Here is a 14926-nt window from a genome sequence, read left to right as displayed (position 1 = left end):
GTCGCCACAGCCCAGCGGTGCCGCACCGGCCGGTTCTGCGCCGGCTCCCACGCCGGACGCGACCGCGCCTGCCGATGCGCCGTTCGTCGAGCACACTTTCGAGACACCGCCGCCGACGGGCAACAAGGGCGTTCCGAAGCGTCCCTCGGTGTCGACCGAGGCCTACGCCCTCGACCGCCAGGGCGACATCAAGGTCCGGCTCGCGCTGGTGCAGCTGGCCGACAAGAAAGCGGCCATCTCGGAGGCGGACGCCCGGGCCGCGATCACCACCAGCAGTGACTACTGGCAGGCGATGTCCAACGGACGCCTGTCCATGAGCGTCGCGTCGGTGGAATACCCGGTCAGCAAGGCGACCTCCACCCAGCGGTATTCGGACATGATGAACACCATCACCGCCGAACTGGGGTGGGCCCCCAGCTCCAACACCGCACTGGTGGTTTTCGTTTCGACGGGTACTCTTTCCGATGGAGCCTACGGCGCAGGCTGGAGCTACAACGGAACCAGCGGAAAAGTCATCATGCCGCTTCCTGCCAACTTGACCAAGAGTGTGCTGTCACACGAGTTCGGACACGTGCTGGGCCTTATGCACGCCAACGCGCTGCAGTGCACCAGCGGGGCGGTGGACGTGGCGACCAACGCCGACGGCTCTTTCGCCGACCCAAGCTGCTCGGTACAGGAATACAAGGACAACCTGGACCTGATGGGCGTCTCGCAGCCCAGCCGGCCGGTCATCAGTTCCCCAATGTACGAGTACGGCGGGTTCGGCGCCGGCAATGAGGTGTACAACATCGGTAAGGCATCCGGAAAGGCCTCGTACCAGCTGCAGGCATGGAGCAGCGCGGCAGATAACCGGGCCGTGAAATTCACCGACCCGCTCAGCGGGGAAATCTATTACGTGGAACTTCGCCTTCCCATCGGCGGCGACGCTGCCGCCGCCGTCAACGGGAACCGCGGCGTCAAGATCGTCCAATCCTTCGGCGCAGGTTCGATCTCACTACCGCCCAGCACCACCACCTATTACTCGACGTACTACACCGCAAACGCCGCCTGGCAGGCCGGTCAAACCTTCACTACCCACGCCGGAACACGGGTGACCGTGGACTGGATTTCCGACGTTGCCGCAGGCATCACCATTGACACCCTTCCTCCCGCCAAGCCTCTGCTCATCGCCCCCGGCGACTTCAATGGCGACGGTGTCCCCGACGTGCTCCAGCGCAAGACAAACGGTGAGCTGTGGTTCTACCCCGGCGACGGAACCGGCCGTCAGAGTGCGGGCAGGCGGATTGGAACCGGCTGGGAGATCTACGACAGCGTCATCGGCGTGGGCGACTACAACGGCGATGGAAGAAACGACCTCGTGGCGAGGAAATGGGACGGGTCGCTGTGGTTCTACGCCGGAAACGGCTCCTTGTCCGGCACCAGCGAGGGCTACTCGGGGGGTGTGAAGGTCGGCGACTTCGGCTGGGACGCATTCGATGCCCTTCTGGGCGTCAGGGATTTCGACGGCGACGGCAAACCCGATCTATTGGCCAGGCGTCCGGACGGCGTCCTTGTGCTCTACCCCGGCACTGCCACGGGCCGGCCCGGCGCACCGCGCGAGATCGATTTCGGTTGGCAGATTTTCGACCAGCTGGTTGCTATCCAGGACTTCAACGGTGACGGCACCAATGACCTCGTTGGCCGGAAACCGGACGGCACGCTGTGGATGTACTCCAACACCGGGCAGGCAAAACTTATCAATCCCACCCGGATCGGGTCCGGGTGGGGCGTTTACACCACAATCCTTGGCACGGGCGATGCCAACGGCGACCGCATGGCCGACATGATCGCCAACCAGCCGGACGGCTCGGTGTACTTTTATGCTGGCACAGGTATGCGTGACGAGGGCTACTCCGGTGTCCGCAAGATCGGCAACTTCGGGTGGGATGCTTTTGACATGCTCGTTGCCACGCCCGACTTCAACGGCGACGGGGTCGCGGACATGATCGCGCGCCGCCCCGACGGGACTCTGTGGTTCTATGCCGGCGACGGCGCGGGCTCGTACGGCGCCGGGGTCAGGATCGGCAACTTCGGCTGGGATGCCTTCAACGCAATAACCGGCGTCGGCGACTTGGACGGCGACGGCAGGAACGACCTGATTGCCCGCAGACCCGATGGTTCCCTTTGGCTGTACTCCGGCACCGGGCAGGTGAACTCGACCAGTAACGGCTACGCGCCGGGGCGCAAGATCGGCAATTTCGGCTGGGAGGCGTTCACGGCGCTTTCAGGGACCGGGGACCTGACGGGCGACGGAAAGGTTGACCTGCTGGCGCGAGGCTCCGACGGATCGCTCTGGGTGTACCCGGGCACCGGCCGGGTAGACGGCACCAGCTCCGGACTTGGCATTCCCACAAAGATTGGAAACTTCGGCTGGGAGGTCTTCGACCAGCTCTTCGGCGTCGGGGACTACAATGCCGACGGCAAGAACGACGTACTGGCCCGACGCCCCGATGGCACCCTGTGGCTCTACCCCGGTGACGGCGCGGGCCGCCTCACCACGCCCCGGAAGGTGGGAACCGGTTGGAACATCTACGACGCCGTGCGTGGCGCCTGGAATCTCAACGGTGACCGCTATCCCGACATGGTCGCCCGGCGGCCGGACGGATCACTGTGGGCCTACTCGGGCACTGGCATGCAGCCCAACGAGGGGTATCTTGGCCGGATGTTCTCCACCCAGTTGTCCTAGGGCGCGCCGCTCCTAGGCAGTGCGGCCAAAACGCAAAAGAGCCGGATCCTGAGGGTCCGGCTCTTTTGCGTATCCGAAGCGGAAGAAGTCCGGCGCTCGCTAGTTCACTGGCTCCAAGGCCGCAGCAAGCGGCAGCGTCCCGTCCCTGAATTCGATGGTCCGGCCGACGGTCTGGGGCAACCCCAGCACAGCGGCGGCGACCAGGGCCACGTTGGCGCGCGCGGTACCGGTGCCACTAGAAGTATCCACCGGGTCGACGTCGATAAGACCGTTACCTGGGCCGTCGGTCAGGGACCCTGGTCCCAGGATGGTCCAATCCAGGCTGGTGCCGCGCAGGTACGCATCCGCAGCAGCCTTGGCCTCGGCATAGGCGTGGAAGCTGTTGTCCGCGGGGACGCCGTGGTCCGGCCCCGCGCCGAGATAGGAAACCATGACGTAGCGGGGAACGCCGACTTCCGCTGCGGCTTCCATCGAACGGATGGCAGCGTCCCGGTCCACGGCGTAGGTGCGTTCGGGGCTGCCGCCGCCGGCTCCGGCGGACCAGACCACGGCGTCGTGGCCCTTCAATGCCGTGGCGAGCTCCGCCGTCGTGGATTGCTCCACATCCAGGACCACCGGTGTGGCGCCGGTGGCGGCCACTTCGTCGCGATGGTCCGGATTGCGGATGATCGATGTCACGTCGGCTCCGTCCTTGGTCAGGATGCCGGACAGTTCCAGAGCCACCTTGCCGTGGCCGCCGATGATTGCGATGCGCGTCATCGTCCCATTCTGTCCCAATTGAACCGGCCCCGCACTCGGTATCCCAGCACTTACCGAGCCGGTTTATCGGGCGTTACTTCGGCTGGTCCACGAGGGCGGACCGCAGGACCGCCCGAGCGTAAAAAGCGTCAGTCCGTGGTTACCGGGCGTTGAGGAACTCAACAACCCGGGCGGGCTGGAACTCTGACGGGTCGCCGTGCTCGCCCCGGACCGCCACCACCGTCACGTCAGCGCCCGCCGCTCTTGCACCGGCAGCACATGCGTCAGTATTGGTGGCCTTGGGAACCGTTGTGTCCTGGGGGGACGCGAAGTACAGGGCCCTGAACCCGGCAGGGTAGGCCGGGGTCACCGGCGAAAGGCTGCCCGGGGCGCCATCCGGCCACGCCTGCCGGAAGGTGGGAAATTTGTCGGTCATGGTCTCTAGGTTGCAGACAGGGTAGATCCCCACGAACGCGGTGGCCGGGACGCGCCCGACGAGCTGCAGCGCGGGAAGCCCACCCATCGACTGCCCCAGCAGGACGACATCCTTCGCACCTGTTTGCTGCGCCGCCCAGTGGGAGAGGTCTTCATAAGCCTTGACCGAGGCCGGGGCGCCCCATACGTCCCCGCCACCGTCCGAGCTGGCGATGCTGTAGCCGGCCCTCAGCAGGGCCTCCCGCATGGCAGCCTGTTCCGGGCCGGCCTGCCACTCATCGACGGTTCCGCCGTGCCCGTGCGCCGCAACAATGAGCGTCCCGTTGGGCCTCGCGGGGATCGTCACAGCGACATTGTCCGGGCCGATGACGGATCGTAGGGTTTGTTGGGTCGCCTCCGGTGCAGGAGCAGCCACCGCGCGGCACCCGGCCAGTTCCAGTGCGACTAGTAGTCCGAGCAGCCAAACTAACAAACGACGCACGACGCACCCCCTAAACGCCCCAGCCTACCGCCCCGCGCGCCTCATCCGATGAGGGGTTGGGGCAGACTAAAACAAAAGAACCCCGCAGGCAGGGCCTGCGGGGGTCTTACTTGGTAGCGGTGGGGAGGCTCGATCTCCCGACCTCACGATTATGAGTCGTGCGCTCTAACCAACTGAGCTACACCGCCACGAATGAGAAAAGCCTGCACCAAGCCGGTCAAAACCGCCTTGACGCAGGCCCTCATCCAGAGCCCCCCACCGGAATCGATCCGGTGACCTCGTTCTTACCAAGAACGCGCTCTACCACTGAGCTAGGGGGGCAACGAGTAAATACTCTACCGGAAGATCCCGCTCCCAACAAATCGGCTGGCGTCCCCCGGCCATCGCAGCAAAACCCGCGTAGTTCCTTGGATCTCCGGGGCCCGGGCCGGGTCCGGCGAGGCCATCATGGCGGTTCCGCACCGCGGATGTGACGAAGCCGACTCGCGGGTCCGGCGCGGGATCGCATCACGCCCGTCACGGCCTCCACGCCTTAAGCACAGAACGGGCCGGCTCAAAAGAGCCGGCCCGTTCTGGCACTGCCTATGAACTAGTGGTTACCACTTGTTCCGGGGCTTGAAGCCGCCCTCGGTGCGGGGCTTGCGGGTGTCGGTGCCGACGCTGCGCTCGTTGCGGTCACTGAACGAGCGGCCGCCGCGGTCAGCAGAGGAACGCTCGCCGTCGTTCTTGCGGAATTCGCGCTTGAAGCCGCCGTTGCCCTTGAAGTTGCCGCTGCCGCCGGAGTAGCCGCCGCGCTCGCCACGGTCTCCGCCCCGGTTTCCCTGGTAGGAGCCACGGTCACCGGAGGGCTTGCGGCCGTTGTCCAGCTCGAGGTGGATCAGCTCGCCGCCGATCCGGGTGCGGGACAGGGCCTTCAGCTGATCCGGGCTCAGGTCCGCCGGGAGTTCCACGAGGGAGTGGTCCGAGCGGATGTCGATGCCGCCGATCTGGGCCGAGGAGATGCCGCCCTCGTTGGCGATGGCGCCGACGATGGAACCCGGCATGACGCGCTGGCGGCGTCCGACGGCGATCCGGTAAGTGGCATTGCCCTCGGTCAGGGTGCGGGTCGGGCCGCGGGAGCCGAAGCCGTCCTTGGAGCGCTCGCGCTTCTGGAATTCCGGAGCGGCAGGCAGTTCCTTGACCAGGAGCGGCTGGCCGCCCTGCGCCATGACGGCCAGTGCGGCGGCGATCTCGGCGGCCGGAACGTTGTGCTCCTCCTCGTAGGAGGCGATCAGGTCACGGAAGGCCGAAACGTCCTCGGACTCGAGGGTCTCGGTGATCTTGTCAGCGAACTTGCCCAGGCGCAGGGTGTTGACGGTCTCCGCGGTGGGCAGGTGCATCTGCTCCACCGGCTGGCGGGTTGCCTTCTCGATGGAACGCAGCAGGTACTTCTCCCGCGGGGTCATGAACAGCACGGCGTCGCCGGAGCGGCCGGCGCGGCCGGTGCGGCCGATGCGGTGCACGTAGGACTCGGTGTCGTGCGGGATGTCGTAGTTGATCACGTGGCTGATCCGCTCGACGTCCAGGCCGCGGGCGGCGACGTCAGTGGCGACGAGGATGTCGATGCGGCCTTCCTTGAGTGCCTCGACCGTGCGCTCACGCTGCTGCTGCGGGATGTCGCCGTTGATGGCGGCCGCCTGGAAGCCGCGGGAGCGCAGCTTGTCAGCCAGGTCCTCGGTGGCCATCTTGGTGCGGACGAACGCGATGACGCCGTCGAACTCTTCAACCTCGAGGATGCGGGTCAGCGCGTCGAGCTTGTGCGGGCCCATGACCTGCAAGTACCGCTGGCGGGTGTTGGCGCCGGTGGTGGTCTTGGACTTGACCTGGATCTCGGCCGGGTTGTTCAGGTACTGCTTGGACAGCCGGCGGATCTGGCTCGGCATGGTGGCCGAGAACAGGGCAACCTGGCGGCCTTCGGGGGTCTGCTGGAAGATCTGCTCCACGTCATCGGCGAAGCCCATGCGCAGCATCTCGTCAGCTTCGTCCAGCACGAGGTACTGGAGTTCGGACAGGTCCAGCGAACCCTTGGCGATGTGGTCGATCACGCGGCCGGGGGTACCGACAACAACCTGGGCGCCGCGGCGCAGGCCGGCCAGCTGCGGGCCGTAGGCGGAGCCGCCGTAGACCGGCAGGACGGTGAAGTCGTCGATGTGCTTGGCGTAGGAGGTGAAGGCCTCCGCGACCTGGAGCGCGAGCTCGCGGGTCGGAGCCAGCACCAGGGCCTGCGTCTTGCGGGACGGGCCGTTCAGGTCGTGGAGTTCGGCCAGCCGGGACAGCGCCGGTACTGCGAATGCTGCAGTCTTACCGGTGCCGGTCTGGGCCAGGCCCACGACGTCGCGGCCCTCGAGCAGGACCGGGATAGTCGCTGCCTGGATCGGGGACGGCTTCTCGTAGCCGACGTCCTGAAGGGCGGCAAGGACGCGGGCGTCGATGCCGAGGTCAACGAAGCGGAGGCCGCCGTCGTCGTCGCCGGAGTTCTCGGCGGTGGTGTCATTGGTGGTGTCGGCTGCAGCGGGGGCAGCAGGTTCGGTGAACTCGACGTCGGTGCGGGTGTTCTCGGTGTCGACGGAGTTGTCCTGATTTTCGGGCATAGGGGAATCTTCCTCATCCATAGGGGCCAGGCGGCACAACCCGAGGTGAGCGGAGCCGCAGTACGCGTGACACGGGGTGCCGGGCATACTTTGACCGGCCGGTCACATAGAAGCCCGGCGCTTTCGCAATCCCGTGGCAGGACTTCCCGCTGCATCTCTTGGCTGCTATCCCAGCAGTCTGTACAGCGTTTTCTTTAGCCGGCTCTCCCTATGAAAATGCCCGCATCACATTTTGCGGGCCCCAACACTTACCAGTCCTGCCTCAAGAATTGGGCAGGAATAAGGGATTTCCGGAGTGGGGGATATTTCAAGTGTAAGGCATGCAGTGGCACAGGTACTAACGGAGGACACAACGGCGGCGGTGAGCTTGCGCACACTGCCGCTTCCGCCCTAGCTCCCGAGCCGGCGCCTCAGCTTCTCGAAATACTCGTGATACTCGGGCTGAAGACGGATCTCGCCATCGGCGTCGGCGTCCCGCAAGGCTTCCATGTCCTCGAGCGCGGGATCACTGAACCACTTCCTGATAGTGACGCCGTGGGTCGGGACAAAGATCCGGTGGATATGGTCCCCCGCCTGGATGGTGCCCGTCCGAACCACCCGGAGGTAGCTCCCGACCCGACCGGCCTCGCCGAACCGCGCCACCCAGTTCGGCACCTCCACCCGCCGCTGGAACGTGGCACAGGGCATTCTGGGCGAGGTCACTTCGACTTCGACGTCGAGCCCGATCTTCCAGCGTTCCCCAATCACCGCGTCGGTGACATCAATGCCGGCGACGCGGAGGTTCTCCCCGAAGTAGCCCGGCGGGATGTCCCGGCCCAGCACCTCGGCCCAGTAATCGGCGTCATCCTGGGAATAGGCGTAGAGTGCCTGGTCCTCGCCGCCATGGTGGATGCGGCTGGCCTGGATGTCGCCGTGGAGTCCCAGCCGGTGGACTCTTACCGGGCCCTCCACCGGCCGCTTGTCGATCGCGGTCACGCCCACGCTTCCGGCATCGCTGAGCAGCTGGTGTACCCGGCAGACGGCAAGCACGGAAGCGGTGTCCATGGCACCAGTGTAGGCCCGGGGCACAAGGTCGGGGACGCCGCCCGCGCCGGAACGTAGGATGCTCCAATGAGCAGTGTTGCAGCAACAGATGTGTCCGATGTCCTGGCGATCGACTCCCTGCTGAGCGCAGACGAGCTGGCCGTACGGGAGAAGGTCCGGGATTTCACCACCCAGCGGATCCGGCCCGGCATCGCGCGCTGGTATGACGACGGCGTCTTCCCCCTGGAGTTGGCCCCCGAACTGGGCGAACTCGGGGTGCTCGGCATGCATCTGGACGGCTATGGCTGCCCCGGCCGCTCCGCCGTCGAATACGGCTTGGCCGCGATGGAGCTGGAAGCGGGCGACTCCGGCATCCGCACGTTCGTCTCCGTGCAGGGCTCCCTGGCGATGACGGCCATCCACAAGTGGGGCTCGGAGGAGCAGAAGCAGGAGTGGCTCCCCCGGATGGCCGCCGGCGAGCTGATCGGCTGCTTCGCCCTGACCGAACCCACCGCGGGCTCGGACCCCGCCGCCATGCAGACGTTTGCCCGCCGGGACGGGACGGGCGACGACGCGGGCTGGGTCCTGGACGGGGCGAAGCGCTGGATCGGCCTGGCCTCGGTGGCGGACGTCCTGGTGGTCTGGGCCATGACCGACGACGGCGTGCGCGGCTTCCTGGTCCCCGCCACCACTCCCGGGGTCACCGCGACGCCCATCGGGCAGAAGCTCTCGATGCGCGCCTCGATCCAGTGCGATGTGACGTTCGACGCCGTCCGGCTGGGCCCCGAGGCGCTGCTGCCCGCCGCGCGCGGCCTGCGCGGACCCTTCAGCTGCCTGAACGAAGCGCGGTACGGGATTGCCTGGGGTGCGATGGGCGCGGCCCGGGACTCCTACGAGGCGGCCCTGCGGTACGCGCAGGAGCGGCAGCAGTTCGGCAGGCCGCTGGCCGGATACCAGCTCACCCAGGAAAAGCTGGTGAACATGCTGCTGGAGATTCAGAAGGGCACGCTGCTGGCGCTGCAGCTGGGCCGGCTCAAGGACGCCGGGACGCTGCGGCCGGAGCAGATCTCGCTCGGCAAGCTGAACAACGTTCGGGAAGCGATCACGATTGCCCGCGAGGCCCGCACCATCCTGGGCGGGAACGGCATCACCTTGGACTACTCGCCGCTGCGGCACGCCGCCAACCTCGAGTCGGTCCGCACCTATGAGGGCACCGACGAGGTGCACACCCTGATCCTGGGCCAGCACATCACCGGTCTGGCCGCCTTCCGCTAGGGCAAGCGGCCGCGGGTTCTTTGGGCGTCAGGCGGAGAAGCCGCCGTCGGCCTTGACCAGCTGGCCGGATACCCAGCGGCCCTCGGGCGAGAGCAGGAACGCCACCGTCCCGGCCACGTCCGCGGGGGTGCCGAGCCGTCCGCCGGGCTGCCGCCGGGCCAGTTCGTCGCGCAGTTGCGCGTCCATCCAGCCGGTGTCGACCGGGCCGGGGTTGAGCGCGTTGGCGCTGATCCCTCGCGGGCCGAGCTCCCGCGCCGCGGCTATCACGATCCGGTCCAGGGCGCCCTTGGACGCCCCGTACGGGAGGTTGAACGCGGTGTGGTCACTGGTCAGCGCCACGATCGCGCCGCCTTCGGCCGGCGCCTGCCGCGCAAAAGCCGCGATCAGTTGCCAGCTGGCGCGGGTGTTGACGGCAAAGTGCCGCTCAAAGCTCTCCAGGGACGTGTCCAGGATGCCGGAGTCCACGGATTCCGCGTGGCTGAGCACCAGTCCCTGCAGGGTGCCGGCCTCATCCGCGACCGCGGCCATCAGCCGGTCCACGGCCTGCGGATTCTCGAAGTCGGCGGGCACAGCCACCACTGCTGCGCCGGTGGCCTGCAGTTCGGCGGTTAGGCGTTCGACGTCGTCCGGCTGGACGCCCCAGGGCATCCGGGTGTCGTAGTCCTGCCAGTAGGTGAGCACGAGGTCCCAGCCGTCGGCGGCCAGCCGCCGCGCAATGGCGGCGCCGAGACCCGCGAGCCGTCCGACGCCGGTGACCAGGGCCGTCCTGCGCTGGACCGGGGCAGGGGCGGGATAACCGGGAGTCTGCATCATGCGCTTCAGCCTAGCCGGGCCGGTGCGGCGGCAGGTTCCCGGAGCTGCGCCGGCGCTGTGTGCGCGTCGAAGGCCTGGGCCAGGGACCCGCGGCGCAGGGCGAGCTGCCAGCACAGCAGGAGGGCCAGGGCGCAGAAGACCCCGGCGCTGGAGGCCATGATCCAGAGCCCGGGCGTCTGGACGTTGAGGTCCTGCGCGCCGAGGGCCGTGCCGATCGTCTTCGGTGAGAAGACGAACACGAGCACGGAGACCCCCAGCACAGCGCCCATCAGCCAGCGGGTTCCGCGGCAGCGGTGCGGCATTTCGCGCAGGGTCCAGGCGAAAGCGGGAAGGATGACAGCGACCCAAACCCAGTGGTGGGACCAGGAAACGGGGCTGATCAGCAGCATGGTGAGGGCGGTCGTTGAGATGGCGACCACCCGTGCGCCCTGCTCACTCGCGGATTTGATGATGCCGGCCGCCAGTGCCACCACCAGCAGGCTCAGCACCAGCCAGGGCGCGGTCACGGCGTCCTCGGGAACGCCGAAGTGCAGTAGTGCGCCCTTGAGGGAGAGGTTGTCCACGTAGCCGGCCCCGCCGATCCGCGAGGTGTCCGGCAGGACCCGGAGCCAGAACTGCAGGGACTCGGCCGGGCGCAGCAGCGCTCCCAACAGGACGGTGGCGAGGAATCCTGCACCCATGTTCAGCAGGCCGCGCCAGTCTTTCCGGACCAGGAAGTAGAGCCCGAACACCAGCGGGGTCAGCTTGATGCCCGCGGCGACGCCCACCAGGAAACCGCTGCCGGGGATGCCATGGGCCCGGCGGGGGTTCCGGGCCAGCAGGTCCGCGGCCATCAGGCCCATCAGCAGGATGTTGATTTGTCCGAAGGCCAGGGTTTCCCGCCAGGGACCGAGGTTGAGCACGGCCAGGAGCAGGACGGCGGCGGCCCAGCGGTTGCCGGGGGAACGGAAGGCGGCGCGCCAGTCTGCCTTGGCCGTCCAGTAGCGGAGCGCGCGGACCGTGACCCAGGCCGCCGTGAGGACGCCTGCGGTATTGAACAGGTCCAGGGCGGACTTTTCCGGCATCCGGGCCAGCAGGCTGAAGAGCAGCGCGGCGAAGGGCGGGTAGGTGAACGGCAGGCCGGGTCCGCCGGCCCAGTCAACGTTGCCTTCGTAGAGGTCCGACGCCGCTGCGCCCGCGTCGTTGAGGATCTTCCCGCCGTACCAGTAGACGCTGAAGTCGAGCCCCTGTTCACCCCAGACGGCCAGCCAGTGCCACACCGCGAAGGCGACGGCGGCCAGGCCCAGCGGAAACAGGGCGGCGGCGAAGGACTGGCGGAGAGGGGGGCGGCTGTTCCGGCCCGGGGCCGGTGGCGGGGCGGCCCGGTTCCCGGACGGCGGGGCTCCCCGGTTCACGGACGGCGGCGCGTGCGGGCTTTCCGCGTCGAGCAGTGACATGTGTGGATCCCCCCAATAGTTGCTGCAGGGGACCAAGGCGCAGCGCGCTGGCGGCGGCTGCGCCGGTCCCCGCCGTTCATCCTACCGAGTGGTCAGGCCGGGACCGGGACCCTGGCCTTCTGTCCGGCGTCCTTGCGGATGGTCGCGCTGATGACGGCGGCGATGGTGCACATCGCCGCGGCGGCGAACCAGGCGTAGGTGTACTGGCCGGTGGCGTCCCGGACGGCCCCCGCGGCCAGCGCCGCCGCGGCCGCACCGAGCTGGTGGGCGGCGAAGACCCACCCGAACACCACGCTGCCGTCCGCGCCGAACACCTGCCGGCAGATCGCGGCCGTCGGAGGGACGGTGGCCACCCAGTCCAGGCCGTAGATGACCACGAACACGATCATGCTGGGCTGGACCTCGGCGCTGAGCAGCAGGGGCAGAACCAGCAGCCCGATGCCGCGGAACTGGTAGTAGACCGCCAGCAGGATCCGCGGGTTGAACCGGTCCGTGAGCCAGCCGGAGGCGATGGTTCCGAGGATGTCGAAGATCCCGACCACAGCCAGCAGGCCGGCGGCTGTGGTTTCGGCCATGCCGTGGTCGTGCGCGGACGGGATGAAGTGCGTGCCGATCAGCCCGTTGGTGGTGGCCCCGCAGATGGCGAAGCCGGCCACGAGTGCCCAGAAGGTGCGGACTTTGCTGGCGCGCTTGAGCACCTGAAGCGCCCGGACCGCCGCGTTGCGGCGGGGTTCGGCCGTTCCGGCCGGCGTCACCCGCGCCTCAGCGGTTGACGGGGCTTCCGGCGTCTCAGGGGTTTCGGTGGCCGTGTCCGCGCCGTAGGGCAGGGCGCCGACGTCGGCCGGTGAGTTCTTCAGGAACTTGAGCACCAGCGGCACCACGGCCAGCGCGCCGGCGGCGATCAGGAGCGAGGCCTGCCGCCAGCCGGGGTTCTGCGCCAGGGCGGCGATGAAGGGCAGGAACACCAACTGCCCGGCGGCGCTGCCCGCGGTGAGGATGCCGATCACCAGGCCGCGGCTCTTGGCGAACCAGGTGTTGGCAATCGTGGCCGCGAACACCAGCGCCATGGACCCGGTGCCGAGTCCGATCAGCAGCCCCCAGGTCAGCAAGATCTGCCAGGACTGGTTCACCAGCACGGTCAGGGCGCTGCCGGCCCCGATCAGCACCAGGGCCACGGAGGTCACGGCGCGGATGCCGAAGCGCTCCATCAGGGCCGCGGCGAAGGGCGCCGTCAGGCCGAACAGCACCAGATTGATGCTGACCGCCGCCGAGAGCACGGTGGTGGACCAGCCGAACTCGGTCTGCAGCGGCACCATCAGCACGCCCGGCGCGGCCCGGAAGCCGGCCGCGCCGACCAGCGCCAGGAACGCGACGGCGGCGACGATCCAGGCGGGGTGAAGCCGACGCCGGGCCGGGGGTCGAGAGGTGGTCCGGGGCGCGCTCATGCTGCTGTTCCGTTCTGCTGGGCACTCTTTTGTGACGCCGGAGCGGTGGCGAGGGGTACCGGGTGGTCGGTCCGGGTGAGGCTGTGCCAGCTGGTGTTGTCGGCCGTGAGCCGTTCACCGCAGGCCGTGCAGCTGTCCGCGGAGGTGGTGTGCTGGCCGCAGCCGCTGTGGACCACGAACATGTGCGCCTGCTCCGATGGTGCGGGCAGGTGCTTTTCGGCCCAGATCACGACGGCGTTGAGCACCGGCAGCGCGTCCTCGCCCTTGGCCGTGAGCACGTATTCCTGGCGTTGCCGGCCGCCGTCGTCGTAGGGCCGGCGGGTCAGCAGGCCGGCGTCGACAAGTGCGGCGAGCCGCCGGGTCAGGACGGAGTCCGCCGCGCCGAGCCGGGCCTTGATGGCGTCGAATCGCCCGTTGCCGAAGAAGACCTCGCGGAGGACCAGCATGCCCCACGGGTCGCCCAAGATATCGAGGCCGCGGGCCATGCTGCAGCTGCGCCGGGACCAGTCGGATCGAAGTGCCATACCCGCAGAGTAGCTGACTATCTTGAAGAAAGCCACATCTTTGACGGCCGAACGTACACTGGGGGCCCTGTCTTGCGGCCGAAACCCGGGCCGCAAGTGTCCGTTCCGCGCCAGGGCCGGGGGTTAGGGGAGCTGGCGCAGCGCGGCCCGGGAGGGCCGGTAGGCCAACGCCCAGTAAACCAGCATCGCCATCCCGCAGACCACGCCCAGGCTCGCCACGATGAGCTGCCACTGCGTCTGCGGGTCCTTGCCCCATTCCTGGGCCCCGGCCATGACCGCGAGGTACTTGGGGGTCAGGTAGAAGGCGACGACGGACGCGGCCACGATGATCCAGCCGGCGAGCCGCATCCGACCATTGCGGGAGGGCACCCGGTGGATCGCGAAACCCATGCACGGCAGCGCCACGGCCATCCAGACCCAGTGGTGGGACCAGGACACCGGGCTGATCAGCAGCATCAGCAGGGCGGTGGCGGACACGGCGACGAAGTTCTCCTCCACGTCGACCGCCCACTTGATCACCAGCGCAGCCACCGCGGCCAGACCGAGCGCGAGCACCAGCCACACCACTGACGTCAGGGTGGAGTCCGGCAGCCCCAGGTGCAGCAGCAGGCCCTTGACGGAGAGGTTGTCCACGTACGCCGGCCCACCGATCCGTCCGGTGTCCGGCAGGATCTTGGTCCAGAACGTCACCGACGCCGTCGGCAGTATGGCCCAGGCCAGCGCGATCGAGCCGAAGAATCCCGCGGCCATCCAGCCGAGGGCCTTGAAGTCGCGCCGGACCAGGAAGTACAGCCCGAACGCGAGCGGGGTCAGTTTGATCCCGGCCGCGATCCCGATCAGCAGGCCCGCCGGCCAGCGGAGCTCGCCCGCGCGCGACTTTCCGTATAGCGCGAAGTCGGCCAGGATCAGGCCCATCAGGATGATGTTGATCTGGCCGAAGTCGAAGGTGTCCCGCCACGGCCCCAGCAGAAGGATCGCAGCGGCGCCGGCCAGGGCCACGGCGCGGAACCGCCAGTCCGCGGCCGCGTCCCGCCAGCGGCCCAGACCGAAGTAGTGCCGGGTCAGCCAGGCGGACACGACGGCGGCTCCGAGCAGCGCCGTGGCGGTAAAGACGATGCCGCCAACGCTCTGGCCCAGCGTCGCCATGGCGGCGAAGATCAGCGCGGCGAACGGCGGGTAGGTGAACGGCAGCCCGTCCCTGGGCGCGTACAGCTCGTTCACGCCGGTCTCACCGGCCTGCAGAACGCGGTTCCCGCCGTAGAAGTAGACCTCGAAGTCGTTCAGCAGCGGGTTGTAGGCCGAGTACAGCACCACCAAGGCGGCGACGACGGCGGAAGCGCCGGCCGCCGTCGCGATCCAGCCTCGGGTCGTGGAGCCGGCCGGCTTCGAAAGGGTGGTCAC

11 protein-coding genes and 2 tRNA genes are annotated in these 14926 nt (G+C 68.1%); 2 read left to right on the top strand and 11 right to left on the bottom strand.

What is annotated here, in order from left to right:
- Positions 1-148 precede the first annotated feature (148 nt).
- Positions 149-2725 carry an FG-GAP-like repeat-containing protein gene (locus tag ACZ5Z0_RS12915; protein ID WP_464108786.1) on the top strand — a complete coding sequence of 859 codons (2577 nt, stop codon included), beginning with the start codon at positions 149-151 and terminating at the stop codon, positions 2723-2725.
- A gap of 99 nt (positions 2726-2824) precedes the next feature.
- Here the strand turns inward: ACZ5Z0_RS12915 and ACZ5Z0_RS12910 are convergent, their stop codons facing one another.
- The 6 genes from ACZ5Z0_RS12910 to ACZ5Z0_RS12885 form a co-directional block, all read right to left on the bottom strand.
- Positions 2825-3484 (bottom strand): NAD(P)H-binding protein, encoded by a 660-nt coding sequence (locus ACZ5Z0_RS12910; RefSeq protein ID WP_464108785.1) that lies wholly within the window; start codon positions 3482-3484, stop codon positions 2825-2827.
- 139 nt (positions 3485-3623) lie between these two features.
- A complete protein-coding gene (locus ACZ5Z0_RS12905; protein ID WP_464108784.1) occupies positions 3624-4244 on the bottom strand; it encodes an alpha/beta hydrolase family protein in 621 nt (206 codons plus the stop codon).
- Positions 4245-4490: 246 nt separating this feature from the next.
- A tRNA-Met gene (locus tag ACZ5Z0_RS12900) sits at positions 4491-4567 on the bottom strand.
- Positions 4568-4628: 61 nt separating this feature from the next.
- Positions 4629-4700 (bottom strand) — tRNA-Thr (locus tag ACZ5Z0_RS12895).
- 275 nt (positions 4701-4975) lie between these two features.
- The gene (locus ACZ5Z0_RS12890; RefSeq protein ID WP_464108783.1) at positions 4976-7009 is read right to left on the bottom strand and encodes a DEAD/DEAH box helicase; all 2034 of its coding nucleotides are present in this window, start codon (positions 7007-7009) and stop codon (positions 4976-4978) included.
- 390 nt (positions 7010-7399) lie between these two features.
- On the bottom strand, positions 7400-8053 hold the full coding sequence (locus ACZ5Z0_RS12885; protein WP_464108782.1) for an MOSC domain-containing protein: 654 nt from the start codon (positions 8051-8053) through the stop codon (positions 7400-7402).
- Between the two features lie 66 nt (positions 8054-8119).
- On the opposite strand from ACZ5Z0_RS12885, the gene ACZ5Z0_RS12880 reads away from it, so the two are divergent.
- Entirely contained in the window at positions 8120-9307 is a 1188-nt protein-coding gene (locus ACZ5Z0_RS12880; protein WP_464108781.1) for an acyl-CoA dehydrogenase family protein, read from the top strand.
- Between the two features lie 27 nt (positions 9308-9334).
- Here ACZ5Z0_RS12880 and ACZ5Z0_RS12875 read toward each other — a convergent pair whose 3' ends face one another.
- The 5 genes from ACZ5Z0_RS12875 to ACZ5Z0_RS12855 all read right to left on the bottom strand — a co-directional run bounded on the left by ACZ5Z0_RS12875 (position 9335) and on the right by ACZ5Z0_RS12855 (position 14926).
- The gene (locus ACZ5Z0_RS12875) at positions 9335-10117 is read right to left on the bottom strand and encodes an SDR family oxidoreductase (protein WP_464110785.1); all 783 of its coding nucleotides are present in this window, start codon (positions 10115-10117) and stop codon (positions 9335-9337) included.
- Positions 10118-10125: 8 nt separating this feature from the next.
- Entirely contained in the window at positions 10126-11556 is a 1431-nt protein-coding gene (locus ACZ5Z0_RS12870) for a glycosyltransferase 87 family protein (protein WP_464108780.1), read from the bottom strand.
- 92 nt (positions 11557-11648) lie between these two features.
- The gene (locus ACZ5Z0_RS12865) at positions 11649-13001 is read right to left on the bottom strand and encodes an MFS transporter (RefSeq protein ID WP_464108779.1); all 1353 of its coding nucleotides are present in this window, start codon (positions 12999-13001) and stop codon (positions 11649-11651) included.
- On the bottom strand, positions 12998-13525 hold the full coding sequence (locus ACZ5Z0_RS12860; protein WP_464108778.1) for a winged helix-turn-helix transcriptional regulator: 528 nt from the start codon (positions 13523-13525) through the stop codon (positions 12998-13000). Before ACZ5Z0_RS12860 ends, ACZ5Z0_RS12865 begins: the two co-directional genes overlap by 4 nt.
- Before the next feature lie 123 nt (positions 13526-13648).
- The gene (locus ACZ5Z0_RS12855) at positions 13649-14926 is read right to left on the bottom strand and encodes a glycosyltransferase 87 family protein (RefSeq protein ID WP_464108777.1); all 1278 of its coding nucleotides are present in this window, start codon (positions 14924-14926) and stop codon (positions 13649-13651) included.

This window comes from Arthrobacter sp. T2-23 (genome assembly GCF_055398325.1).
The sequence above is the reverse complement of the archived record's forward strand: the minus strand, read 5'-3'. Positions and strand labels throughout refer to the sequence as shown.

What these genes read in the sequence shown, in the direction of transcription:
- ACZ5Z0_RS12910 (WP_464108785.1), bottom strand. Translation starts at nt 3,484, where the DNA reads ATGACGCGCATCGCAATCATCGGCGGCCACGGCAAGGTGGCTCTGGAA.
- ACZ5Z0_RS12890 (WP_464108783.1), bottom strand. Translation starts at nt 7,009, where the DNA reads ATGCCCGAAAATCAGGACAACTCCGTCGACACCGAGAACACCCGCACC.
- ACZ5Z0_RS12885 (WP_464108782.1), bottom strand. Translation starts at nt 8,053, where the DNA reads ATGGACACCGCTTCCGTGCTTGCCGTCTGCCGGGTACACCAGCTGCTC.
- ACZ5Z0_RS12880 (WP_464108781.1), top strand. Translation starts at nt 8,120, where the DNA reads ATGAGCAGTGTTGCAGCAACAGATGTGTCCGATGTCCTGGCGATCGAC.
- ACZ5Z0_RS12875 (WP_464110785.1), bottom strand. Translation starts at nt 10,117, where the DNA reads ATGCAGACTCCCGGTTATCCCGCCCCTGCCCCGGTCCAGCGCAGGACG.
- ACZ5Z0_RS12870 (WP_464108780.1), bottom strand. Translation starts at nt 11,556, where the DNA reads ATGTCACTGCTCGACGCGGAAAGCCCGCACGCGCCGCCGTCCGTGAAC.
- ACZ5Z0_RS12865 (WP_464108779.1), bottom strand. Translation starts at nt 13,001, where the DNA reads ATGAGCGCGCCCCGGACCACCTCTCGACCCCCGGCCCGGCGTCGGCTT.
- ACZ5Z0_RS12860 (WP_464108778.1), bottom strand. Translation starts at nt 13,525, where the DNA reads ATGGCACTTCGATCCGACTGGTCCCGGCGCAGCTGCAGCATGGCCCGC.